We start from the raw sequence: 23,343 nt of genomic DNA on the forward strand, positions 1-23,343 counted from the left end.
ATCTGTTTGGTCTTTCCTAGTTGCAACCTTGACCCTGCCCGCGCCAAAGCGCAACCCCGCAGCCGGGGCGCCGTCACGTCTGCAATCTCTGCCCGCCCGGGTGCTTGCACTGTTTGCCGCAGTTGCATAGGTTCGCGCCCAAGGGAGAATGTGGATGACCGAAGCCAGATTGTCATTCAAGGAAATGTGCGCAGCGTTCGACGTGACGCCGCGCACTCTGCGCTACTACGAATACATCGAGCTGTTGCAGCCCGACCGCGAAGGACGTTCGCGGTTTTACGGCGCGCGGGAACGCGCCCGGATGAAGCTGATCCAGCGGGGACGGCGGTTCGGGTTTCAGCTGGAAGAGATCCGCCAATGGCTGCTTATCTATGAAAACGAGGGCGATCAGGCCCAGATGAAAGCCTTTGTGGAGATGGCCGACCGGCAGATGATCGAGTTGCAAAAGCAGCGCGAACAGCTGGACGAGGCGATGGGTGAACTGGTCGACCTGCGCAAAACGACCCTCTCCCTGATCGATTGATCGCAGTCCTTTTGGACTAGGGATCCGCCGCCACAGGGTGGCCCCTGATCGCGCGCGGTGCAAACCGCAGGCGCCTTGGCGCCCCGTCCGGATTCGCCGCATATCCCGATGGGATCGGCGCAAAACGCGGCTGCAAGGGCCGTTTTCCCCCACTTTTTCTGCGCTGCGTCATTCTTGAACGCCACGTCATAAATGGCTCTCGCTACGTCAGACCTACAAGTGACGCAGCGTACAGCTTACGTAAACGTCAAGAAGTTGTTGTAAAACCCCCATCAGCTGTTCAACTTTGGGATGCACGAAAGCAGTCAAGAGTGACGACGATGACCGAGACGATGATCGAAGAGACAAAATCCATCCGCCAGATGTGCGACGAGCACGACGTGACTCCGCGCACCCTGCGGTTCTACGAGGCCAAGGAACTGCTGTTCCCGATCCGCGACGGCCAGAAACGCCTGTTCACCAAACGCGATGGCGCGCGGCTGAAACTGATCCTGCGCGGCAAGCGCTTTGGCTTCAGCCTTGAGGAAATCCGTCAGCTTCTGGATCTCTACCACATTGGCGATCAGCAGCTCACCCAGCTGTCGCGCACCTATGATGTCGCCTGCGACCGGCTTGCCGACATGGAACGCCAGCGCGATGAGCTGAATGAAGCGATCGATGATCTGAAAGACCAGCTGAAATGGGGCGAAAGTGTCATCGCCTCGATGAAATCCGAACAGGAGGCCGCCGAATAACCCGGCCCCTTCCCCGGATCTCCTGCCCTTCGGGGGATCTTGCACACACAACGAATGAAACAGGACGAGGACAAAGATGCCCGTTTACAACGCTCCCACCAAGGACACCCAGTTCATCCTGCACGATGTCTTGAACGTCTCCGCGGCGACCACGCCGGGCTATGATGAGCTGGAGCGCGACTTTACCGCCGCCATTCTGGAAGAGGCCGGCAAGATCAGCTCCGAAGTGCTGCACCCGCTGAACGTGGTGGGCGACACCGAAGGCTGCCGCCTGGAAAACGGCGTCGTCTATACGCCGACCGGTTTCAAGGAAGCCTTTGAACAGGTGAAGGAAGGCGGCTGGACCGGCCTCGACATGCCCGAAGCATATGGCGGGCAGAACATGCCCTACGTCATGGGCACCGCCGTGGGCGAGATGTTCTCCTCGGCGAACCAGGCCTTCGTGATGTACCAGGGCCTGACCCATGGCGCCGCCTCGGCGATCCTGGCCCATGGCACGGACGCGCAGAAAGACACCTACCTGCCCAAGATGGTGTCTTGCGAATGGACCGGCACCATGAACCTGACCGAACCGCATTGCGGTACCGACCTCGGCCTGATGCGCACCAAGGCGGAACCGCAGGCAGATGGCAGCTACAAGGTCTCGGGTCAGAAAATCTTCATCTCGGCCGGTGATCACGACATGTCCGATAACGTGATCCACCTGGTTCTGGCCAAGATCCCCGGCGGCCCCGAAGGCATCAAGGGCGTCAGCCTGTTCATCGTGCCGAAGTTCATCGTCAACGAAGACGGCTCGGTCGGTGAACGCAACGGTGTCTCCGTCGGCAACATCGAAAAGAAGATGGGCATCCACGGCAACTCCACCTGCGTGATGAACTATGACGAGGCCACCGGTTACCTTCTGGGCACCGAGCACAAGGGCATGCGCGCCATGTTCACCATGATGAACGAGGCCCGTCTGGGCGTCGGCATGCAGGGTGTCGCCCAGGCCGAAGCCGCCTATCAGAACGCGGTGGAATACGCCAAGGACCGCCTGCAGGGCCGCGATGTCACCGGTGTGAAGAACCCCGATGGCCCCGCCGATCCGCTGATCGTGCACCCCGATATCCGCCGCAGCCTGATGGATCAGAAAAGCTTTGTCGAAGGGGGCCGCGCCTTCCTTCTGTGGGGCGCCTCCATGATCGACAAGGCGCATCGCGAAGGTGACAAGGATGCCGACGGCCTGGTCTCGCTGCTGACCCCCGTGATCAAGGGCTTCCTCACGGATGAAGGCTACGACATGACCGTGAAGGCGCAGCAGGTCTATGGCGGCCACGGCTATATCGAAGAACACGGCATGAGCCAGTACACCCGCGACGCCCGGATCGCGCAGATCTATGAAGGTGCCAACGGCGTTCAGGCGCTGGATCTGGTGGGCCGCAAGCTGGCGCAGGACGGCGGCAAGCACGTCATGGCCTTCTTCGAACTGGTGAAGAGCTTCTGCAAGGACAACGCTGGTATTTCCGAGGCTTACGCCAAGGATTTCATCGAGCCTCTTAAGGCCGCCTCGAAGGATCTGCAGGCCGCGGGGATGTACTTCATGCAAAACGGCATGAAGAACCCCAACAATGCGCTGGCCGGATCCTATGACTTCATGCACATGTTCGGCCATGTCTGCCTGGGCCTGATGTGGGCCGAGATGGGCAAGGCGGCGCAGGCCGCACTGGATGCGGGCACCGATGACGCGGCGTTCTATGAGACAAAGCTGACCACCGGCCGCTACTACATGGCGCGGCGTCTGCCTGCCACCAAGCTGCACCTGGCGCGCATCGAAAGCGGTGCCGACACGGTGATGGCCCTGGACGCGGCAAACTTCTGATCCAAAGCCGGGGCGCCCTGTTTGGCGGCGCCCCGTTCCGCCCTGAACCCGGCCCAAAGGAGCATCACGAGATGCCAAAACGGTTCCGCCTGACCCGCCGCTTTCCGGTCGCCATGACCGAGGACGGCTACCGTCGGCTGAAACGCTTTGCCTCCGAGGCGGGCCTGGACGAGGGAGAGGCGCTGTCCTTTCTGTTCGAGAATTTCGACAGCGTCACCGACACGGAAAACCTGACCCACCGGCTGCGCCTGTTCAACAGCGCGCTGGACGACAGAAAAAGATAGCTGCGCCAAAAAAACGCGGCGAAAGGGAGAGACATGAGCACAGAAACCCGTTCCGCCTGGATGACCGACGAACACCAGATGCTGGCCGACATGACGGCGCAGTTCATCACCAATGAATGGATGCCCAAATACGAGAAATGGCGCAAACAGGGGATGATGGACCGCGAGACCTGGAACCAGGCCGGAGAGCTGGGCCTGCTCTGCCCCTCCATCCCCGAGGAATACGGCGGTGCGGGCGGCGATTTCGGTCATGAGGCCGCGATCCTGATCGAAGGCAGCCGCGCCAACCTCGCCAGCTGGGGTCATGGCATCCATTCCGGCATCGTCGGCCATTACATCCTGGAATATGGCACCGAAGAGCAGAAGAAGCGCTGGCTGCCGAAGATGGTCACCGGCGAACTGGTCGGCGCGCTGGCGATGACCGAACCTTCGACCGGCTCGGACGTGCAGCGGATCAAGACGAAGGCGATTCGCGACGGCAATGCCTACCGCCTGTCGGGCCAGAAGACCTTTATCACCAATGGTCAGCACGCCAACCTGATCCTTGTGGCTGCGAAGACCGACCCGTCGCTGGGCTCCAAAGGCGTGTCGCTGGTGGCGCTTGAAACCGATGGCGCCGAGGGCTTCCAGCGCGGGCGCAACCTGGAAAAGGTGGGCCTGCATGCCGCCGACACATCGGAACTGTTCTTCGACAACGTAGAGATCCCGCCGGAAAACATCCTGGGCCAGGAAGAGGGCAAGGGCTTCTACCAGATGATGCAGCAGCTGCCGCAGGAACGTCTGATCATCGCCTGCGGTGCGGTCGGCGCCATGGAAGGCGCGGTAGAGCGCACCATCGCCTATTGCAAGGAACGCGAAGCCTTTGGCGGCCCGCTGACCCAGTTCCAGAACACCCGTTTCAAACTGGTGGAATGCTTGACCAAGACCAAGGTGGCGCGCGCCTTCCTTGATGAATGCATGGTCGAACACCTGCAGGGCAAGCTGACGGTCGAGAAGGCCGCGATGGCGAAATACTGGACCACCGACACCCAGGGCGAAGTGCTGGACGAATGCGTGCAGATGCACGGCGGCTATGGCTTCATGCAGGAATATGCGGTCGCGGAAATGTGGGCTGACGCCCGTGTTCAGCGGATCTACGGTGGCACCAACGAGATCATGAAGGAACTGATCTCGCGGAGCCTTTGACCTGCGATATTCCTTGGGAGGATTTGAGAGATGACCATCAAACTGCATTGCTTTGGCGAAAGCGGGAACGCCTACAAGGCCGCGCTGGCGCTGGAGCTGTCGGGCCTTGAGTGGGAGCCTGTTTTCGTCGATTTCTTCGCCGGGGTGAACCGTAGCCCGGAATTTCGCGAGATGAACGTGATGGGCGAAGCGCCGGTGATGGAAGACGGCGACCTGCGCCTGACGCAATCGGGCGCCATCCAGCAATATATCACTGATAAATCTGGCAAATTTGGCGGCGCGCCGGAAGACAAATACGAGGTGCTGCGCTGGGTTCTGTGGGACAACCACAAACTCTCGAGCCAGGCGGGCATGACCCGCTTCCTGATGAACTTCCTGCCCGAAGACAAACGCCCCGCCCAGGTGATCGGCTTCATGCAAGGGCGGCTCAAGGCAGCCTATGCGACGCTGAACGCCCATCTTGAGGGGCGCGAGTGGATCGTCGGCGACGGGATCACCAATGCGGATCTCTCCTGCTGCGGCTACCTATACTACCCCGAACCCTTCGGCTTTGACCGCGCCGAATGGCCCCATATCGACGCCTGGCTGACGCGCCTCAGCGAAACGCCCGGCTGGAAACACCCCTATGATCTGATGCCCGGCAACCCGTCGGACCGAGCTTGAGGAGACTCAGATGACCGAAGCTTATATCTATGACGCGATCCGCACCCCGCGCGGCAAGGGTCGCAAGGACGGCTCCCTGCACGAGGTGACCTCGGTGCGGCTGTCTGCCGTCACCCTGAACGCCATGAAAGAGCGCAACAACCTGGAAGGTCACGCCGTCGAGGACGTGATCTGGGGCAACGTCACCCAGGTGATGGAACAGGGCGGCTGCCTTGCGCGCACCGCGGTTCTGGCCTCGGACCTCGACGAAAGCATTCCGGGCCTTGCCATCAACCGCTTTTGCGCATCCGGCATGGAAGCCGTGAACCTGGCCGCAAACCAGGTCAAGGGCGGCGCGGGCAAGGCCTATATCGCGGGCGGCGTTGAAATGATGGGCCGCGTTGCCATGGGCAGCGATGGCGCCGCCATCGCCGTGGATCCTTCGGTCGCGATGGAGACCTATTTCGTGCCGCAAGGCATCTCGGCCGATATCATCGCCACCGAATACGGCTTTACCCGCGAACAGGCCGATGCGCTGGCCGTGGAATCCCAGCGCCGTGCCAAGGAAGCCTGGGACCAGGGCCGGTTCTCCAAATCGGTGATCACCGTCAAGGATCAGAACGGGCTGACCATCCTGGACCGCGACGAATACATGCGCCCGCAGACCGACATGCAGTCGCTTGGCGCGCTGAACCCCTCGTTCCAGATGATGGGCGAACAGATGCCCGGTTTCGATGCGGTGGCCAAGCTGAAGTACCCGCATCTGGAGCGGATCAACCACATCCACCACGCGGGCAACTCCTCCGGCATCGTCGATGGCGCCGCCGCCGTGCTGATCGGCAACAAGGAGTTTGGCGAGGAATACGGGTTGAAACCGCGTGCCCGCATCAAGGCGACCACCAAGGTCGGCACCGATCCCACCATCATGCTGACCGGCCCCGTGCCCGCAACGCAGAAGATCCTGGCCGACAATGGCATGGCAATTGGCGATATCGATCTCTTTGAGGTCAACGAAGCCTTTGCCTCGGTCGTGCTGCGCTTCCAGCAGGCCTTTGACGTGGATCCTGCACTGGTGAACCCCAACGGCGGCTCCATTGCCATGGGGCACCCGCTGGGTGCCACCGGCGCGATGATCATCGGCGCACTGCTGGACGAGCTGGAGCGCACCGACAAGGAAGTCGGCCTGGCCACGCTCTGCATCGCTTCCGGCATGGGTGCGGCCACCATCATCGAGCGCGTCTGATGCCCAAGCTGAACCTGGCCGATATCCCCTGGCGGACAGGCTCTGCCTATCCTGGCAAGCTGGCAGAGGCGGTCGCGGGCCGCTCCAGCCAGCGCCTGGGCGATGCGGGCGGGCTCACGCAGTTCGGCGTGAACCTGGTTCAGCTTGCGCCCGGCGGCCTGTCGTCCTTGCGCCATTACCACATGGAGCAGGACGAATTCCTGATGGTCACCTCCGGGGTCTGCACCCTGATCGACGATCACGGGCAGACAGAACTGCACCCGGGCGATTGCGCCACTTTCCCTGCAGGCGAGGCCAACGGTCGTCACCTGAAGAACGCTACCGACGCGCCGGCCACCTTCCTGGTGGTGGGCACGCGCACCGAAACAGAGACCGCTTATTACAGCGATATGGACATGATGGTGAAACAGGGCCCCGAGGGGTCACTCTTCACCCGCAAGGACGGCAGCCCGCTGACGGCTGACCAGATCGGAGACGAAACATGACTGAGTTTACGCTTTCCAAGGACGCCGACGGCGTTGCAACCATCACCTGGGATGTGCCCGGCAAGACCATGAACGTGATGTCCTTTGACGGGCTCATGGAGCTGGAAGCCGCCATCGACGACGCATTGGCCGACGATGCGGTCAAGGGCATCGTGATCACATCCGGAAAGGAAGGCTCCTTTGCCGGCGGCATGGACCTGAACCTCTTGGCGGTGATGAAGGAAGAGGCCGGTGACGATCCCGCACGCGGCGTCTTTGACGGTATCATGAAAATGCACGCCCTTCTGCGCAAGATCGAACTGGCAGGCATGGACCCCAAGACCAAGAAGGGCGGCAAGCCGATTGCCACCGCCCTGCCCGGCACTGCAGCGGGTATCGGCATGGAGCTGCCGCTGGCCACGCATCGCATCTTTGCCGCCGAGAACCCCAAGGCGAAATACGGCCTGCCGGAAATCATGGTCGGCATCTTCCCCGGCGCCGGCGGCACCACCCGCATGGTACGCAAGGTGGGCGCCATTGCAGCAGCCCCCTTGCTGCTGGAAGGTCGGATGCTGGATGTGAAAAAGGCCAAAAGCGCTGGCTATATCGATGAAATCGCAGCAGATCCCGTCGCCGCCGCGAAGGAATGGGTGCTGAACGCCAAACCTGCGGATCTGGTGAAACCCTGGGATGCCAAGGGCTACAAGATGCCCGGCGGCGCGCCCTATCACCCCGCCGGTTTCATGAACTTCGTCGGCGCTTCGGCGATGATCAACGGCAAGACGCAGGGCGCCTTCCCGGCGGCCAAGGCGCTTCTGTCGGCGGTCTATGAAGGCGCGCTGGTCGATTTCGACACCGCGCTCAAGATCGAAGCGCGCTGGTTCACCTCCGTCATCATGAACCCCTCGTCGGGCGCCATGATCCGCTCGCTGTTCCTGAACAAGGAAGCGCTGGAAAAAGGCGCGGTGCGTCCCAAGGATGTGCCCGATCAGCGGGTGAAGAAACTGGGCGTTCTGGGGGCTGGCATGATGGGTGCCGGCATCGCGCTGGTCTCGGCCCAGGCCGGTATGGAAGTGGTCCTGGTGGATCGCGATCAGGCCGCTGCCGACAAGGGCAAGGCCTATACCGAAGCCTATCTCGACAAGGGCATGAAACGCGGCAAGGTCACGGCCGAAAAGAAAGAGGCGGTGCTGGGCCTGATCACCGCCACCCCCGATCTGGAGGCGCTGAAAGGCTGCGATCTGATCATTGAAGCGGTGTTTGAAGATCCCGGCGTCAAGGCCGAGATGACCAAGAAGGTCGAGGCGATCATCCCCGAGGATTGCATCTTTGCCTCCAACACCTCGACCCTGCCGATCACCGATCTGGCCAAGGCCTCCAGCCGTCCCGAGCAGTTCATCGGCATCCACTTCTTCTCGCCGGTCGAGAAGATGCTGCTGGTGGAGATCATCAAGGGCAAGGAAACCGGTGATCGCGCCGTGGCCAAGGCGCTCGACTATGTGCGCCAGATCAAGAAGACCCCGATCGTGGTGAATGATGCGCGTTTCTTCTACGCCAACCGCTGCATCATTCCTTACATCAACGAAGGTCTGCGCATGATCACCGAGGGCGTCTCGCCCGTCCTGATCGACAATGCGGCGCGCCAGCTGGGCTTCCCGGTGGGTCCGATCCAGCTCAATGACGAGACCTCGATCGATCTGGGCGCCAAGATCGCCCGCGCCACCAAGGCAGCCATGGGCGATGCCTACCCGGATAGCCCGGCAGACGATCTGATCTTCTGGCTTGAGGATCTCGGCCGTCTGGGTCGCAAGTCCAACGCCGGCTTCTTCGACTATGATGAAAAGGGCAAGCGCACCGAATACTGGAAAGGCATGCAGGAGAAATACCCGCTGGCCGAGGACCAGCCCGATCTGATCGAAGTGCAGGAACGGCTGATGTTCGCCCAGGTTCTGGAAGCCGTGCGCGCGCTGGAAGAAGGTGTGCTGATGGATATCCGCGAAGGCGACGTGGGCGCAATCCTGGCCTGGGGCTTTGCGCCCTGGTCCGGCGGCCCGCTGTCCTGGCTCGACATCATCGGCACGCCCTACGCCGCCGAGCGCTGCGACCAGCTGACCGAAGCCTATGGTGAGCGCTTCACCTGCCCGCCGCTGTTGCGGGAGATGGCCGAAAAGGGTCAAAGCTTCTATGGCCGGTTCAACCCGGACGCCGCAGCGGCTGCCTGAACATCGCTTCAATAAATCATTTGGCCGATCCAATACTGGGCCGGCCATTTCATTTTCTGCACATCCCTTTACTTACAAACGAAAAAAGCCACCCGCCCCTCTACTCAGGCAGCGGATGGCAGAATTGCCCTGCTCGATAGGGCTCAGCTTATGATTGGAAATCCGGTGGTGCTATGCGCTGTCGCGGTGTCAAACGGAGCGCAGGTTTCTGACGCAATCATCGCCTGAACCAGTTTGCGCGCCTCATTCGGGGGCATCACCGTGTAGAGGTCAGTGCCGACCGGATCCGCCAGAAGATCCCGTTCCGTCGGAGCATAGCCCAGCAAACCCGCCTCAAGATAGACTACCTCATCCGTGGCAAAACGGGGAACGATCACCTCGACTTCGGCTGCCGGATGCAGCCGCTGGATGCCACGATAGCCCTCCAGCGCGCAGGCAGGCACCACGGCAAAGGGATCACCCTGAATGTCCTGGACCAGATCGCTTTCGACCAGAACCCCCTGATCCGGCGTCAGATACATGGGCACGCGATTGTTCAGCGCATCGCGCGGCACCAGGACCGGGCACATCATCGCATCCTCTGGCTCTTCGCTGATCTTCAGGGTTTCGCGGCTCAATCCGATCAGAGGCTGCATGCCGTGATCAAAGGTCAGCACCTGATCCCCAACCGTCAACGCCTCGATCGGGCGCCACCCGAGGTTCGATGCCACATGGGTTCCGGCCAGGAAACCGCCAAGGCCAACCGACACCATCGGCACCGCCGGTTGAGAGGAAGATCCACCGCGTTTCTGGAACCAATCGAGCATTCGCGACCCTTTCCGGCCAGCGCCGCCGCAGGGCATATCCCTTTGACCGCATTGCCTTTTTCATCTATTCAACCGGGGCGATGCGCCCCGTCTTAAACAGAAGTAAAGGCTATTGGTTAAAAGAATATTCAAATTGTTCGATTTCTTCGGCACAGGCGGCGGCAATGGCCGCGCGGGTCTGTGGATCGTAATACTCCCGCCAGTCGGCCAGGCGACGCGACGCATTGCTGCGCGGCAACTCCAGACGGAAACCCAGGTGATCGAACAGCGGTTCGGCGTCTTTCTGGAAGTGTTCGATCCGAATGTAGGCATCGCACTGTTCGACCCCGTCCGCGTGCCGCATGTAGGACCGGGCGGGATGGGCCTGAAAGGCGTCCAGCGTGTCGCTGTGCAGGATGAAGTCCCTGAACTCCAGGGTCTTGGAACGGCTCACGGCGGGATGGTCGAAGGCTTGCGCCCGCAGCCAGTGGTAATAGCTGACAGCGCGATCAAAGGGGTTGCGCACCAGGGTAAAGGCAAACAGTCCCCGCAGTTGCTCCTGGGGCAGCAGCCCTTCGATATCGGCCAGGGTGGAGTGTTTCCACAACCGCCCTCGGGTCTTCACATCGCGCAGGCGGCGGCGGCGGTTCGACGCTTTTGGCGTATCGCCCAGCATCATATCGTCCTTCATCGCCCGCGCCTCCAGCGCCAGCGACAGCGCCGTGCCCCCAGTCTTGGGGATATGGACAAAGACGTAGTTACGGCCAGGGGACAGGATCATAGGGCAACCTTAGGCAATCGAGGCGCGAATGCAAACGCCACGGGGATCAGCCACCGCGTAGGGCAATCGTGCCCCCGGCCAGCACGATCAGCGCAATCCCCGCGATCTGCATCGGTTCCAGGCTTTGCCCGAACACCATCCAGGCAAAGGCAGGTCCCACGATGATCACCGAATACTCGAACACCGCCACATAGGAGGCCTCTCCCAGCTGATAGGCCTTGGTGATCAGGAACACCCCCAGGACCGAGGCGACCCCTTGCAGGAGAACCCAATGCGAGACCGGCCAAATCGGCCAGACCCAGCCACGGGTCACAAAGCCATCGGCGCCCTCGGCCACCGGCAGCGGCCACAGCGCCAACCCGCCAAGCGCAACCGCGCCGATCAGCGCCTGCGCCAGCAGCATCGCAAACAGCATGGATACCGTGCTTTCCTCGCGGCACATCAGCCCCGTCGCCATCGAACCAAGCGCATAGAACAGCCCGCCGCAGACCGGCAGCAGGATCAGCCAGTCGAAATTGGCCGGATCCGGTTGCAGGACAAGAAGAACCCCCAGAAATCCAAGCGCAACCGCCGTCACCCGGATCGGACCGATACGCTGTTTCAGCACCAGCACCGAGATCAGCACAATCAGGATCGGCGAGGTGAATAGACCGGCAAGCGCCTGTGCCAGCGGCATCAGCGCCACGGCCGAGAAATAGAACACCATCGACACCGCCACCAGCATGCCGCGCAGCGCCACGGCCCACATCCGGCCGGGGCGCAAACTGCCAAGGCCTGCCTGCATCATCACCCAGACCAGCGGCAGGGCAATGACGGTGCGCATCAGGTAGAACTGCCAGATGCCAATCTGTTCGGCCATCAGCGGAACCGCGTTGTCGCTGATGCCGATAATCACCATCGCGGCCACCATGATCGGCGCCGCACCGCTATGACTGCCGACCAGCGGCGGGGAAGAGATCGTTTGTTTCATTCCTCTTCCATTGAGCGCAACTTTCCGCAATATCTGTCCTCAAAACGACATTCCGCGGAATCATTGGAGGAAACTTATGGGTTGGATGGCTGACGAAACCGGCTTGGGCAAAAATGCGGCAAACTATGTTCCGCTGACCCCGCTGTCGCACCTGCGCCGTGCCGCACATGTTTTCGCCGATGTTCCCGCCGTGGTCTACGGCAAGCACCGCAAGACCTATGCCGCCTACTATGATCGCTGCACGCGGCTTGCCTCGGCGCTTGCCCGCATGGGGGTAAAGCCGGGCGATGTGGTTGCCACCCTTATTCCAAACCTGCCCGCCCAGGCCGAGGCGCATTTCGGCGTGCCTGCCTGTGGCGCGGTTCTCAACACCATCAACACCCGCCTCGATGTGGATACGGTCGCCTATATCTTTGACCACGGAGAGGCGAAGGTCGCCCTGGTCGATACCGAGTTCCTGCCCCTCGCCGAAGCCGCCAAGGCGCAGATGGAGGGCGAAGGCCCGATCCTGATCGAGGTCCCCGATCCCGAGGCCGGATTTGCCGCCAGTGGCCGCCATCCGGTCTATGAAGAGGTGCTGGGCCATGCCGCTCATGATTTTGAATGGATCATGCCAGAGGATGAATGGGAAAGCCTGGCGCTGAACTATACCTCCGGCACCACCGGGCGCCCCAAGGGCGTGGTCTATCATCATCGCGGCGCCTACCTGATGACCATGGGCACGGTGATTTCCTGGCGCATGGTGATGCACCCGGTCTATCTGACCATCGTGCCGCTGTTTCACTGCAATGGCTGGAACCACACCTGGATGATGCCGGTTCTGGGCGGCACCCTGGTCTGCTGCCGCAATGTCACGGCGCCTGCGGTCTATGACGCCATCGCCGAGGAAGGCGTCACCCATTTCGGCGGCGCGCCCATCGTGCTGAACATGATCGTCAACGCCAAGGAGGAAGAGCGCCGCGACTTTGATCACACGGTCGAGGTCTTCACCGCAGGCGCGCCCCCTGCCCCGGCGACGCTGGAGAAGATCGAACGCCTCGGCTTCCACGTGACGCAGGTCTACGGGCTGACCGAGACCTATGGCCACGTGACCGAATGCCTGTGGAAGGGCGACAGCTGGGATGCGCTGGACCAGCAGGGCCGAGCTGCAATCAAGGCCCGCCAGGGGGTCGCCTTCCCGATGATGGATCACATCACCGTGGTGGATGAGAACATGGGTCAGATCCCGATGAACGCCAAGGATCAGGGTGAAATCGTCATGCGCGGCAACTCGGTGATGAAGGGCTATCTGAAAAACCCCGAAGCCACCGCCGAAAGCTTCAAGGGCGGCTATTTCCACTCCGGCGATATCGCGATCCAGCACCCCGATGGCTATATCCAGATCGCCGACCGGGCCAAGGACATCATCATATCCGGCGGCGAAAACATCTCCTCGGTCGAGGTCGAGGGCGTGCTGATGGCGCATCCGGACGTCAACCTGGCTGCGGTGGTTGCCAAGCAGGACGACAAATGGGGAGAGGTCCCTTGCGCCTTTGTCGAGCTGAAAGAGGGGGCCACGGTGGATGAGGCAGGTCTCATTGCCTTTTCCCGCGAAACCCTGGCAGGTTTCAAGGCGCCCAAGAAGGTCGTGTTTCAGGAGCTGCCCAAGACCTCGACCGGCAAGATCCAGAAATTCGAACTCCGCAAGATCGCCAACGCCTAAAGCATCATTCCACGCGATTGCCCCTTGCGTCAGCCCATTAACATTCCTATTTTGGAATGTAATGGGCTGTCTGGCGCCCGGAATCGAAAGGAAATGACATGACGATCAACAATGCGGTTATGGCGATGGCCGGGTTCATGGTGCTTCTCTCCGTGGTGCTGACCCAGTTCGTCTCCCCCTACTGGATGTGGCTGACGGTCTTCGTCGGCGCCAATATGTTCCAGTCCGCCTTCACCGGCTTCTGCCCGGCGGCGATGATCTTTGCCCGGCTCGGCCTGAAACCCGCCTGAGGCCAAGGCTTCAGGTGCGCGGCCGAATGCATCGGTTCTACCTCATAAATGGGTAAAGTGGTTTGCTGCTTTGCCCATCGCCATGCTATTTTGCTGCAAGCAGAAGCAATAGCATGTGACAGGCAGCCTGAATGACGGCACTGAGAGAATTTCAACGGCTTGAGGCTGCCGCGCTCTGGCGCGCCTCTCCGGACTCTCAACGCCGGGATGTCATCGTCTCGGTCGGCGATGCGACGCTCACCATCACGGATATGAACGACAGGCCGCTGGCGCATTGGTCGCTGGCTGCTGTCGAACGCGCCAATCCCGGCCAGTTTCCCGCCATTTTCCATCCCGATGGCGATCCCGGCGAAACCCTGGAGATCTCCGAGGATGAGGCCACCATGCTCGAGGCCATCGACCGCGTGCGTGCCGCCATCGAACGCCGTCGCCCCCATCCCGGCCGCCTGCGCGCGGCCAGCGTGCTGGGTGTGACCGCCCTGTTGGCGCTCCTGGTCTTCCTCTGGCTGCCAAGCGCCCTGCAGAACCATGCGGTCAGCGTGGTGCCCGACATCAAGCGCAAGGCCATCGGCCAGGCGCTGCTGGGGCGGATCGAGCGGGTCACCGGCCAGGCCTGCATGAGCGCCGACACCGCTCCGATCCTCGAAAAACTCGCCCTGCGCACCGGCGTGCGTCGTCTGGTGATCTTCCGGTCCGGATTGGCCAGCAGCCTGCATCTGCCCGGTGGTATCGTGCTGTTGAACCGCTCGTTCGTGGAAGACTACGAGGACCCCGCCGTGGCAGCGGGTGCCATTCTGGCGGAACGGGCCCGCGCCGGGGTTGAGGATCCCCTGGCCGAACTTCTTGCCTCGGGCGGACCTCTTGCCTCGTTCCGCTTGCTGACCACGGGACAGCTGAACCGCGACACACTGGACCACTATGTGGAAACGGTGCTGGCCGCTCCGCGCCCCGACCTGGCCGAGGAGGTGCTTCTGGCCGAATTCGCCCGCGCGGCAATCCCCTCAAGCCCCTTTGCCTATGCCGCTGATATTACGGGTGAAACCACGATTGGACTGATCGAGGCCGACCCGATGGCCGGGCGCGTGCTGGAACCGGTTCTGAACGACGGCGACTGGGTGCGCCTGCAAAACATCTGCAACTAGCCAGGTCGGCTGGCCTCCAGTCACATAAGCCGCTGTAGCACCCCCACCCGTTGCGCTGACATCGCACAGTTCAGACTTTCCCAACGCTGCATTTTCCAGACGATGACCTGTGCACATCCAATAGAGCCCCCCAGCCTTACGTAAGGTTATGGGCGAATTGGTTTCACCAAGACACTTCCCGCGCGAGTTTCTGTAATGTTTAAGGGAAGCATTAACACCTCTGCTCGATAGCATTGTAAGCGTGCCAATCAATATCTTTTAGGCAGCTTACCCCCCCCTGTCGCTGAAACCCGCGGCAGTACTAGGAGAATGTTACCGATGACCCTGCGCTCCTCTATCCTTGCGCTGATTGTGATACCTTTTGTAGCCCTTGTTGTTGAAGGCGGAATGAAAGGCATCGCCGACTTCAATCGTTTTCTGGATGCCAGACACACCCAAGTCGAGATTGCCGAAGCCGTATCGCTGTCCAATCTCGCGCATTATCTGCAGTAAGAACGGGGCATCACCGCAGGTTTCCTACAATCCGGTGGAGCCAATTTCGCTGCCGAACTGGATGAAATCCGCCGCTACGTAGACAAATACAGCGGCAAAATCCCCGAACACGCCGCCAAGGTCCGCAAGGAGATGGCAAACCTTGACGAGATCCGCGCTGCCGTGCGGTCCAAGTCTGTTGCCGCCGCCGATGCAAGCGCGGATTTCACCAGGATCATCATCGCTGTTCTGGATGCCGCCGATGCGGAAATGCTGCGCCAGAAAAATCCCGAAATCGTACAGATCGCATCCGGCCTTGTTCCGCTCAGCGCGGCCAAGGAAGCCGTCGAACTTCAGCGCTCTGCCGGCCTGACCGGGTTCAGCGCAGGCTCCTTTGCCCTGCCCGTCTACAACCTGTTTTCGGCCGAAAGCGTTGCCGAAAAGCAGGTTCTGCACCTCGCCGAGATCGTGCTGCTGAAGCAATTCGCAGATCTGGATTTCAAGAAGGGGTTGAAGGAGAGCGGTTTGCCAGAGGTGCGCAAGGCGGTGATCGCCGCAGGCCCCGAAGGCACCCTGCCCAATGTCACGGTAAAACAATGGTTCGAGCTGTCCTCCGAGTGGATCAACTATCTGCATAAGGCAGAGGAAATGGCCACCAAGCGGATGACCACGCTGGCCCAGGCCGAAGCCCGGGCCGCGATCATCACCCTGTTGACGACCGCAGCGGTCGTCACCCTGTCGATCCTGGCCTGCTGCGCCATCGGCTGGCGCCTGATCCGAACCTTCGACACCCAGTTCGGAGCCCTGCAAGAGGACCTGGATCGCCTGGCCCATAAGGATTTCAACTTCAAACCGGCCTTCATGGATGCAAAGACCGAGATCAGCGGACTGAACCGCACCATGGAGAAAACCCGCAAGGCCCTGAAAGATGCCGATGAAACCCTGGCCGAAGCCGAAAAGACCCGCTCAACGGTGGTCGAAACCCTCAACGACCATCTCAAACTCCTGGCCGATCGCGATCTGGAGTGTGAAATCAAGGAAGAGTTCCCCAAAGGCTATGACCGGCTGCGCCGCAGCTTCAACATCTCGACCGCGACCCTGCGGTCCACCGTCTCGCAGGTGATCGACTCCGCCGCCAGCATCCGCAATGGCGCCGCCGAGATCAGCCAGTCCTCGGATGACCTGTCGCATCGCACCGAAAGCCAGGCCGCAACCCTGGAAGAGACCGCCGCCGCCCTCGATGAGCTGACCGCAAGCGTGAAATCCGCCGCCGAAGGTGCGCGCAGCGTCGAGATCATCATGGACGAGGCCAAGCAGGAGGCCGAGAACAGCGGCACCGTGGTGCAAAGCGCGGTCTCGGCGATGACCGAGATCGAGCAGTCCTCGACCCATATCGCCCAGATCATCGGCGTGATCGACGACATCGCCTTCCAGACCAACCTCTTGGCGCTGAACGCCGGGGTCGAGGCTGCCCGAGCAGGCGAAGCAGGCCGTGGTTTTGCGGTGGTGGCCTCCGAAGTGCGCGCCCTGGCGCAGCGCTCCTCGGATGCGGCGATGGAGATCAAGACGCTGATCAGCGATTCCTCCCGCCAGGTGGAGCGCGGCGTCGATCTGGTCGGCAAGGCGGGCGAGGCTCTGAACAGCATCGTCGAGCGTGTGAACCACATCTCGAAACTGGTGACCGACATTGCCGAGGGCGCGGTGGAGCAATCCACCGGCCTGGGCGAGATCAACACCGGCGTGGTGCAGCTGGATCAGGTGACCCAGCAGAACGCGGCGATGGTGGAACAGGCGACGGCGGCGGGTCACATGCTGAACTCCGATGCGACCAAGCTGGCCGAACTGGTGGCCTCCTTCAAGATCGAAGGAAGTGGAGGTCTCACCCAGGTGAAGTCCCCCGCCCCCACCGCCCATGGCAGCGACAGCTGGGAGCAGGCAGCCATTCCGGCACAGTCCGCCGTTCCCGTCGCCCATGGCAACGCGGCTGTCGACAAATGGCAGGATTTCTGAGGCCTGATTGCCCTCGCATCCCGGCAGATCCGGCAACGGTTGCTGCCTGACCAAAAAAACAAGCGGGCCCCGATGGGACCCGCTTTTTCGTTTCTGAACAGCGATGGTTACTCTGCCGCGTCCAGATAGTCTTCCAGCGGCGGACAGGTGCAGATCAGGTGCCGGTCACCATAGACATTGTCCACGCGGTTGACCGGCGGCCAGTATTTGTCCACCCGGAAGGCACCGGGCGGGAAACAGCCCTGCTCGCGGCTGTAGGGGCGGTCCCAGTCCTTGACCAAATCCTCCATCGTGTGGGGGGCATGTTTCAGCGGGTTGTTCTCCGCATCGATGCGCCCTTCTTCGATGTCGCGGATCTCTTCGCGGATCGACAGCATCGCCTCGCAGAAACGGTCCAGCTCGGCCTTGGTTTCGGATTCCGTCGGCTCCACCATCAGGGTGCCTGCCACCGGCCAGCTCATGGTCGGGGCGTGAAAACCGCTATCCATCAAACGTTTTGCTACATCATCCACGGTGACATGGGCGCTGTCCGCATAGGGCCGCGTATCCAGGATGCACTCATGCGCGACGCGGCCCGTCGGGCCCTTGTAGAGGACGTCATAGGCGCCTTCGAGCCGCTTGGCGATATAGTTGGCGTTGAGGATCGCAACCTTGGTCGCCTGGGTCAGACCGGCCCCGCCCATCATCAGGCAATAGGCCCAGCTGATCGTCAGGATCGAGGCCGACCCAAGCGGCGCCGCCGATACCGGACCTTCGCTGCCACCGGTTTCCGGATGGCCCGGAAGATGCGCCACCAGATGCGATTTCACCCCGATCGGACCCATGCCGGGGCCGCCGCCGCCATGGGGGATGGCAAAGGTCTTGTGGAGGTTCAGGTGGCTGACGTCACCGCCCAGATCGCCGGGACGGCTGAGGCCGACCATGGCGTTCATATTGGCGCCATCGATATAGACCTGGCCGCCAAAGTCATGGGTGATCTTGCAGACCTCATGCACGGTTTCCTCGAACACGCCGTGGGTCGAGGGATAGGTGATCATGCAGCCCGCCAGATTGTCGCGGTGTTTCTCGGCCTTGGCACGGAAATCCTCGAGGTCAATATCGCCGTTATCGGCCGATTTCACCACCACGACCTGCCAGCCCACCATCTGCGCCGAAGCCGGGTTGGTACCATGGGCAGAGACCGGGATCAGGCAGATGTTGCGATGGCCTTCGCCGCGGGCGCGGTGATAGGCGGCGATGGTCAAAAGACCGGCGTATTCCCCCTGCGCACCCGAATTGGGCTGCATCGAGATCGCATCATAACCGGTGATCTGACACAGCTTCGCCGACAGGTCAGTGACCATCTCGGTATAGCCTTCGGTCTGATCGGCGGGCGCAAAGGGGTGAATGCTGGAAAACTCAGGCCAGCTGAGCGGCATCATCTCGGCCGCCGCATTCAATTTCATGGTGCAGGAGCCAAGCGGGATCATCGCCCGGTCCAGAGCCAGGTCGCGATCCGCCAGGCGGCGCATGTAGCGCATCATCTCGGTCTCGGCCCGGTTCATGTGGAAGATCGGATGGGTCAGGTAGTCCGAGGTGCGGTGCAGATCCTCCGGCACGCGGTATTCCGGCGTGAAATCGTCATCGGCCCGCACGATCCCGAAGGCGCGCCAGACGGCCTCGATGGTTTCGGGGCGGGTGGTCTCATCCAGGGTGATGCCGACGCGGAACTCGCCCACCCGACGCAGGTTGATGCCCTCATCCACGGCGGATTTCAGAACCGCCGCCTGCAGCGGGCCCACATCCACGGTTATGGTGTCGAAAAAGACCCGTGGATCCACCTTGAACCCGGCCTCCTCCAGCCCCTTGGCCAGGCGCACGGTCTTGCGGTGGATGCGCTGCGCGATGGCCTTCAGCCCCTGTGGACCGTGGAACACGCCATACATCGAGGCCATCACCGCCAGCAGAGCCTGAGCGGTGCAGACGTTGGAGGTGGCCTTTTCACGACGGATGTGCTGTTCGCGGGTCTGCAGCGACAGGCGATAGGCCTTGTTGCCATGGGCATCGATAGAGACACCCACGATCCGGCCCGGCATCGCCCGCTTATAGGCATCCTTCGCCGCCATATAGGCCGCATGCGGCCCCCCTGCCCCCATCGGCACGCCAAACCGCTGGGTGGAGCCGACAGCGATATCGGCCCCCATGGCTCCCGGTTCCTTCAGCAGCGTCAGCGCCAGCGGATCGGCGGTCACGATGCCGATGGCCTTGTGGGCGTGCAGTTTCTCGATATGAGGCGTGAAGTCGGTCACGTGACCATAGGTGCCGGGATACTGGAAGATCGCACCGAATACCTGCTCGGGGTCCATCTTGTCAGGGTTGCCGACGATCACCTCGATACCGAGAGGTTCCGCGCGGGTCTTCATCACGGCGATGTTCTGCGGGTGGCAGTCGCGGTCGATGAAAAACGCCTTGGCCTTGGATTTCGCCACTCGCTGCGCCATGGTCATCGCCTCGGCGCAGGCGGTTGCCTCGTCCAACAGGGACGCATTGGCAATCTTAAGACCGGTCAGGTCCGAAATCATCGTCTGGAAGTTCAACAGCGCCTCAAGCCGCCCCTGCGATATTTCCGGTTGATAGGGCGTATAGGCGGTGTACCAGGCCGGGTTTTCCAGGATGTTGCGCTGGATCGCCGGCGGGGTGACGGTGCCGTGATAGCCCTGACCGATGAGCGAGGTCATCAGCTTGTTCTTATTGGCAACTTCGCGCATGTGGAACAAGAGCTCGCGCTCGGAGAGCGGGCGACCGAACTCCAGCGCCGCCTTCTGGCGGATCGAGGCCGGAACGGTGTCATCGATCAGCGCATCCAGGCTGTCGGCGCCCACGACGCGCAGCATCTCCTCCATCTCCTGCGGAGAGGGGCCGATATGGCGGCGGTTGGCAAAGTCATACGGCAGGTAGTCCGTCGGTTCAAAAGACATGAGGCACCCCTTCGAGGATCATGGGTTCGGACAAAGGAAAGGCAGCGGGCAGGCCCGCGCGCCAGGTAGAGTGGCCCCCGCCACCAGATGGGGGCGGGGAGAAAACTCAGCCGATGAAGGCCTTATAGGCGGATTCATCCATGTAATCGTCCATCGGAGACAGATCGGAGGGCTTGATCTTGAAGAACCAGGCCTCTCCTTCGGGGTCGTCGTTGACCTTGCCGGGCTCATCGACGATGGCCTCGTTGATCTCGACGATCTCGCCATCCAGCGGCGACAGGATGTCCGAGGCCGCCTTAACGGATTCGATCACCACGATCTCTTCGTCCTTGGTGACTTCGGTGCCGACTTCGGGCAGCTCGACAAAGACCACATCGCCCAGCTGTTCAGCCGCATGGGCGGTGATGCCCACGGTGATGATCTCGCCCTCGGCCTGCAGCCACTCGTGTTCTTCGGTATATTTCATGGTCTCGTTCCCTTTGAACCAATGCGCTTTGTTGTTTGCGTTCAGCGCTTGAAGTTGGCCGCCACGAAGGGCAGCGATGCAACGGTGACGGGCACGCGCTTGCCGCGCAGCTCGCCGTAGATTTCTGTGCCGGGTGCCGCCAGATCAGATGGCACATAGCCCATGGCAACAGGGCCGCCCACGGTGGGGCCAAAGCCGCCCGAGGTAATCTTGCCAATGGGGTCACCGCCCTCGGCAGCGGCGAACAACTCAACGCCCTCGCGCATGGGGGCGCGGCCCTCGGGGCTCAGGCCGACGCGGCGCTGGCTGGGGCCATCGGCCATCTCGGCAAAGACATGCGCCGCCCCCGGAAAGCCGCCTTCGCGGTCGCCACCGGCACGGCGCACCTTCTGGATCGCCCAGGTGAGCGAGGCCGCAGCGGGGCGGGTTTCAGCATCGATATCGTGGCCATAAAGGCAAAGCCCGCCTTCCAGACGCAGGGAATCGCGCGCACCCAGGCCGATGGGTTCCACATCCTCATGCGCCAGCAGGCGGCGGGCAAAGGCCTCGGCCTGGTCCGCAGGCACGGAAATCTCGTAGCCATCCTCGCCGGTGTAGCCCGAGCGGGAGACCCAGATCTCCACACCCTCTGCGTCCAAGGTGGCCACATCCATGAATGTCATATCACCCGCGGCGGGAACGATGGAGGACAAGACCGCCTCGGCCGCAGGGCCTTGCAAGGCCAGAAGTGCGCGATCCGTCACCGGGGTCACGGTGACCGCAGGCTCAAGCGCGGCCTTCATGCGGGCGATGTCGGCCTCCTTGCAGGCGGCATTCACCACCACGAACAGATGATCGCCGCGATTGGCAAACATCAGGTCATCCTCGATGCCGCCCTGATCGTTGGTGAACAGACCATAGCGCTGGCGGCCCTCCTTCAGGCCCAGCACATCCATCGGCACCAGCGTCTCGAACGCCTCGGCCACCGCCTGGTAGCCGCCTGCGCGCAGGATCACCTGCCCCATGTGGCTGACATCAAACAGGCCCGCCTTTGCGCGGGTGTGCTTGTGCTCCCCCATGATGCCCATGGGGTATTGCACCGGCATCAGATAGCCCGCAAAGGGAACCATCTTGCCGCCAAGCTCTTCATGCAGGGCAAAAAGAGGCGTCTTCTTCAATTCAGACGTGGTTTCGTCAGACATGCGCGTCCGTCCCGTTATCACGGCCGGTCCGATCCATCTGCGCGAATGGGTCCGGCATCCAAGTTTCGCGCAGATTTTGCCTGCACACTTCGATGCCCCCTCTGTCCTTGTTGCCTGAGATCGCTATCCCTTCGGCGCCCCGGCATGTGGCCGGGATCTCTCCAGAGTTCACTGCGCAGGCGGTCCTTTGGGCCTGAGAGTTTCCGGGGCGGTTGCTCCTTCGGCACCGGTTTGGAGCAGCTCGATTCTGCCCCGCTGCGGTTCTCCCGTCTGCGCGCGGCGACCCTAGCAGCGCGCCGCCCCCCGTTCAAGACGCAAACAGGGCCAAAGAGGTCGCTTCTGCGTGATCGAAGCCCACACCACAGCAAGCAAGCCCACAGATCGCAGGCGCGCCTTTCTGGTGACGTGAGGTTCCGCAGCGTTGGCCTGGGTTTTTGAGACAGGCAGGGCCAAGATCCCTTGACAAAGTACGGTTAGCGAACTCAGATCCCGAAATCCGCACACATTCAGTACCGTTACCAGTTTCGTGTCAATGAGGACACGTCGTATTCACGAATAGATTTGGACCCGCGCATGCACAAACCTCCTCAAGATCGAAACATTTCATCGAGTTTTGCCAAAGGCTTGGCGGTCATGGCGGTGTTTGATGCAGAAACGCCGAGCCTCACCCTGGCAGAGATTGCCCGGCGCAGCGGGCAAGACAGGGCCACCGCGCGGCGCGGTGCGCTGACGCTGGTGCAGGCCGGATATCTACGTCAGGATGGCCGCATGCTGTCGCTCACCCCGCGCGTGCTGGCGCTTGCCGGGGGCTTTCTGCAGGCCAATCAATTTGGCCGCCGCGTGCAGCCCCTTCTCAACCAACATGCCCATGCCCTGGGCCTGGGGATCACCCTTTGCATCCTGGATCAGGGACGGGTGCTGGTCCTGGCACAATCCACCGTGGATCAGGGTCCGGTGACCTATGGTTTCACTGCGGGCTCCCATATCCCGCTGCTGCACACCAGCCTTGGCCGCATGCTGCTGGCCTGCCTTCCGGAAGAAGAGGTGAAGGAACGACTGGCCCAGGCCGAGATCCCACGCCACACGGAACAGTCGCTCACCCAGGCCGATGACATCCTCGAACAGGTCAATCTTGCCCGTCGCCAGGGCTGGTCTTTCACCGACAGCGAATTCGAACCGGGCATTCTGGGGGTAGCGGTGCCGGTCTCCGCTCCGGGCGGCACCCCGATCGTGGTCGGCGCCTCGATCCCGCGCGGCCAAAGCCTGGCGCATGATACCGAAGACCTGCTGCGTGGCCTGCAGGTCTGCGCCGCCGATCTGCGTCAGTCCAAGGCGGTCGACTGCCTGTAAGGGACGTCACCGCCCCGCCAGCCCGGCGATATTCAAATAAACACGAAGGTTCTTTTCGCTGTCTTGCACCTTGGAGACCGGCT

21 protein-coding genes and 2 riboswitches are annotated in these 23,343 nt (G+C 61.8%); of the genes, 15 read left to right on the forward strand and 6 right to left on the reverse strand.

Going from position 1 to position 23,343, the window contains the following annotated elements:
* The first annotated feature begins 154 nt into the window (after nt 1-154).
* The 9 genes from PXK07_RS01320 to PXK07_RS01360 all read left to right on the forward strand — a co-directional run bounded on the left by PXK07_RS01320 (nt 155) and on the right by PXK07_RS01360 (nt 9,155).
* Nucleotides 155-523: a MerR family transcriptional regulator gene (locus tag PXK07_RS01320; protein WP_274846379.1), complete on the forward strand. Its 369-nt coding sequence runs from the start codon at nt 155-157 to the stop codon at nt 521-523.
* 332 nt (nt 524-855) lie between these two features.
* Nucleotides 856-1,257, forward strand: coding sequence for a MerR family transcriptional regulator (locus PXK07_RS01325; protein ID WP_274846445.1), 402 nt, complete (start codon nt 856-858; stop codon nt 1,255-1,257).
* A gap of 76 nt (nt 1,258-1,333) precedes the next feature.
* Nucleotides 1,334-3,115 carry an acyl-CoA dehydrogenase C-terminal domain-containing protein gene (locus PXK07_RS01330; protein ID WP_274846380.1) on the forward strand — a complete coding sequence of 594 codons (1,782 nt, stop codon included), beginning with the start codon at nt 1,334-1,336 and terminating at the stop codon, nt 3,113-3,115.
* 71 nt (nt 3,116-3,186) lie between these two features.
* A complete protein-coding gene (locus PXK07_RS01335) occupies nt 3,187-3,399 on the forward strand; it encodes a hypothetical protein (RefSeq protein ID WP_274846381.1) in 213 nt (70 codons plus the stop codon).
* A gap of 33 nt (nt 3,400-3,432) precedes the next feature.
* The gene (locus PXK07_RS01340; RefSeq protein WP_274846382.1) at nt 3,433-4,584 is read left to right on the forward strand and encodes an acyl-CoA dehydrogenase family protein; all 1,152 of its coding nucleotides are present in this window, start codon (nt 3,433-3,435) and stop codon (nt 4,582-4,584) included.
* A gap of 30 nt (nt 4,585-4,614) precedes the next feature.
* Complete coding sequence (locus PXK07_RS01345) at nt 4,615-5,247, forward strand: glutathione S-transferase family protein (RefSeq protein WP_274846383.1); 633 nt, start codon at nt 4,615-4,617, stop codon at nt 5,245-5,247.
* A gap of 10 nt (nt 5,248-5,257) precedes the next feature.
* Nucleotides 5,258-6,469, forward strand: coding sequence for an acetyl-CoA C-acetyltransferase (locus PXK07_RS01350; protein ID WP_274846384.1), 1,212 nt, complete (start codon nt 5,258-5,260; stop codon nt 6,467-6,469).
* The gene (locus PXK07_RS01355) at nt 6,469-6,954 is read left to right on the forward strand and encodes a cupin domain-containing protein (protein WP_274846385.1); all 486 of its coding nucleotides are present in this window, start codon (nt 6,469-6,471) and stop codon (nt 6,952-6,954) included. Before PXK07_RS01350 ends, PXK07_RS01355 begins: the two co-directional genes overlap by 1 nt.
* Nucleotides 6,951-9,155 carry a 3-hydroxyacyl-CoA dehydrogenase NAD-binding domain-containing protein gene (locus PXK07_RS01360; RefSeq protein WP_274846386.1) on the forward strand — a complete coding sequence of 735 codons (2,205 nt, stop codon included), beginning with the start codon at nt 6,951-6,953 and terminating at the stop codon, nt 9,153-9,155. The genes PXK07_RS01355 and PXK07_RS01360 overlap by 4 nt, the downstream gene beginning before the upstream one ends.
* Before the next feature lie 143 nt (nt 9,156-9,298).
* Here PXK07_RS01360 and PXK07_RS01365 read toward each other — a convergent pair whose 3' ends face one another.
* The 3 genes from PXK07_RS01365 to PXK07_RS01375 form a co-directional block, all read right to left on the reverse strand.
* On the reverse strand, nt 9,299-9,961 hold the full coding sequence (locus PXK07_RS01365; RefSeq protein WP_274846387.1) for a Hint domain-containing protein: 663 nt from the start codon (nt 9,959-9,961) through the stop codon (nt 9,299-9,301).
* A gap of 109 nt (nt 9,962-10,070) precedes the next feature.
* Nucleotides 10,071-10,721: a sulfotransferase family 2 domain-containing protein gene (locus tag PXK07_RS01370; RefSeq protein WP_274846388.1), complete on the reverse strand. Its 651-nt coding sequence runs from the start codon at nt 10,719-10,721 to the stop codon at nt 10,071-10,073.
* A gap of 46 nt (nt 10,722-10,767) precedes the next feature.
* Nucleotides 10,768-11,691 (reverse strand): DMT family transporter, encoded by a 924-nt coding sequence (locus tag PXK07_RS01375; protein WP_274846389.1) that lies wholly within the window; start codon nt 11,689-11,691, stop codon nt 10,768-10,770.
* A 76-nt stretch (nt 11,692-11,767) separates the two neighbouring features.
* On the opposite strand from PXK07_RS01375, the gene PXK07_RS01380 reads away from it, so the two are divergent.
* The 5 genes from PXK07_RS01380 to PXK07_RS01400 all read left to right on the forward strand — a co-directional run bounded on the left by PXK07_RS01380 (nt 11,768) and on the right by PXK07_RS01400 (nt 17,306).
* Entirely contained in the window at nt 11,768-13,393 is a 1,626-nt protein-coding gene (locus PXK07_RS01380; RefSeq protein WP_274846390.1) for an AMP-binding protein, read from the forward strand.
* A 98-nt stretch (nt 13,394-13,491) separates the two neighbouring features.
* Nucleotides 13,492-13,683: a YgaP family membrane protein gene (locus tag PXK07_RS01385; protein WP_274846391.1), complete on the forward strand. Its 192-nt coding sequence runs from the start codon at nt 13,492-13,494 to the stop codon at nt 13,681-13,683.
* Between the two features lie 131 nt (nt 13,684-13,814).
* Nucleotides 13,815-14,825, forward strand: a complete 1,011-nt coding sequence (locus PXK07_RS01390; RefSeq protein ID WP_274846392.1) for a hypothetical protein — start codon at nt 13,815-13,817, stop codon at nt 14,823-14,825.
* Between the two features lie 318 nt (nt 14,826-15,143).
* On the forward strand, nt 15,144-15,317 hold the full coding sequence (locus tag PXK07_RS01395) for a hypothetical protein (RefSeq protein WP_274846393.1): 174 nt from the start codon (nt 15,144-15,146) through the stop codon (nt 15,315-15,317).
* Between the two features lie 9 nt (nt 15,318-15,326).
* Nucleotides 15,327-17,306, forward strand: a complete 1,980-nt coding sequence (locus PXK07_RS01400) for a methyl-accepting chemotaxis protein (protein ID WP_274846446.1) — start codon at nt 15,327-15,329, stop codon at nt 17,304-17,306.
* A gap of 107 nt (nt 17,307-17,413) precedes the next feature.
* Here PXK07_RS01400 and gcvP read toward each other — a convergent pair whose 3' ends face one another.
* From gcvP to gcvT, 3 genes are all read right to left on the reverse strand, one after another.
* Complete coding sequence (gene gcvP, locus PXK07_RS01405; protein WP_274846394.1) at nt 17,414-20,263, reverse strand: aminomethyl-transferring glycine dehydrogenase; 2,850 nt, start codon at nt 20,261-20,263, stop codon at nt 17,414-17,416.
* A gap of 106 nt (nt 20,264-20,369) precedes the next feature.
* On the reverse strand, nt 20,370-20,729 hold the full coding sequence (gene gcvH, locus PXK07_RS01410; RefSeq protein ID WP_274846395.1) for a glycine cleavage system protein GcvH: 360 nt from the start codon (nt 20,727-20,729) through the stop codon (nt 20,370-20,372).
* A 41-nt stretch (nt 20,730-20,770) separates the two neighbouring features.
* Complete coding sequence (gcvT, locus tag PXK07_RS01415) at nt 20,771-21,910, reverse strand: glycine cleavage system aminomethyltransferase GcvT (protein WP_274846396.1); 1,140 nt, start codon at nt 21,908-21,910, stop codon at nt 20,771-20,773.
* Nucleotides 21,911-22,009: 99 nt separating this feature from the next.
* Nucleotides 22,010-22,077: riboswitch (glycine riboswitch) on the reverse strand.
* Nucleotides 22,078-22,080: 3 nt separating this feature from the next.
* Nucleotides 22,081-22,189: riboswitch (glycine riboswitch) on the reverse strand.
* Between the two features lie 294 nt (nt 22,190-22,483).
* On the opposite strand from gcvT, the gene PXK07_RS01420 reads away from it, so the two are divergent.
* On the forward strand, nt 22,484-23,260 hold the full coding sequence (locus PXK07_RS01420; RefSeq protein ID WP_274846397.1) for an IclR family transcriptional regulator: 777 nt from the start codon (nt 22,484-22,486) through the stop codon (nt 23,258-23,260).
* Nucleotides 23,261-23,343: the final 83 nt, after the last annotated feature.

Source organism: Phaeobacter sp. QD34_24 (assembly GCF_028890115.1).
Taxonomy (GTDB): domain Bacteria; phylum Pseudomonadota; class Alphaproteobacteria; order Rhodobacterales; family Rhodobacteraceae; genus Phycobacter.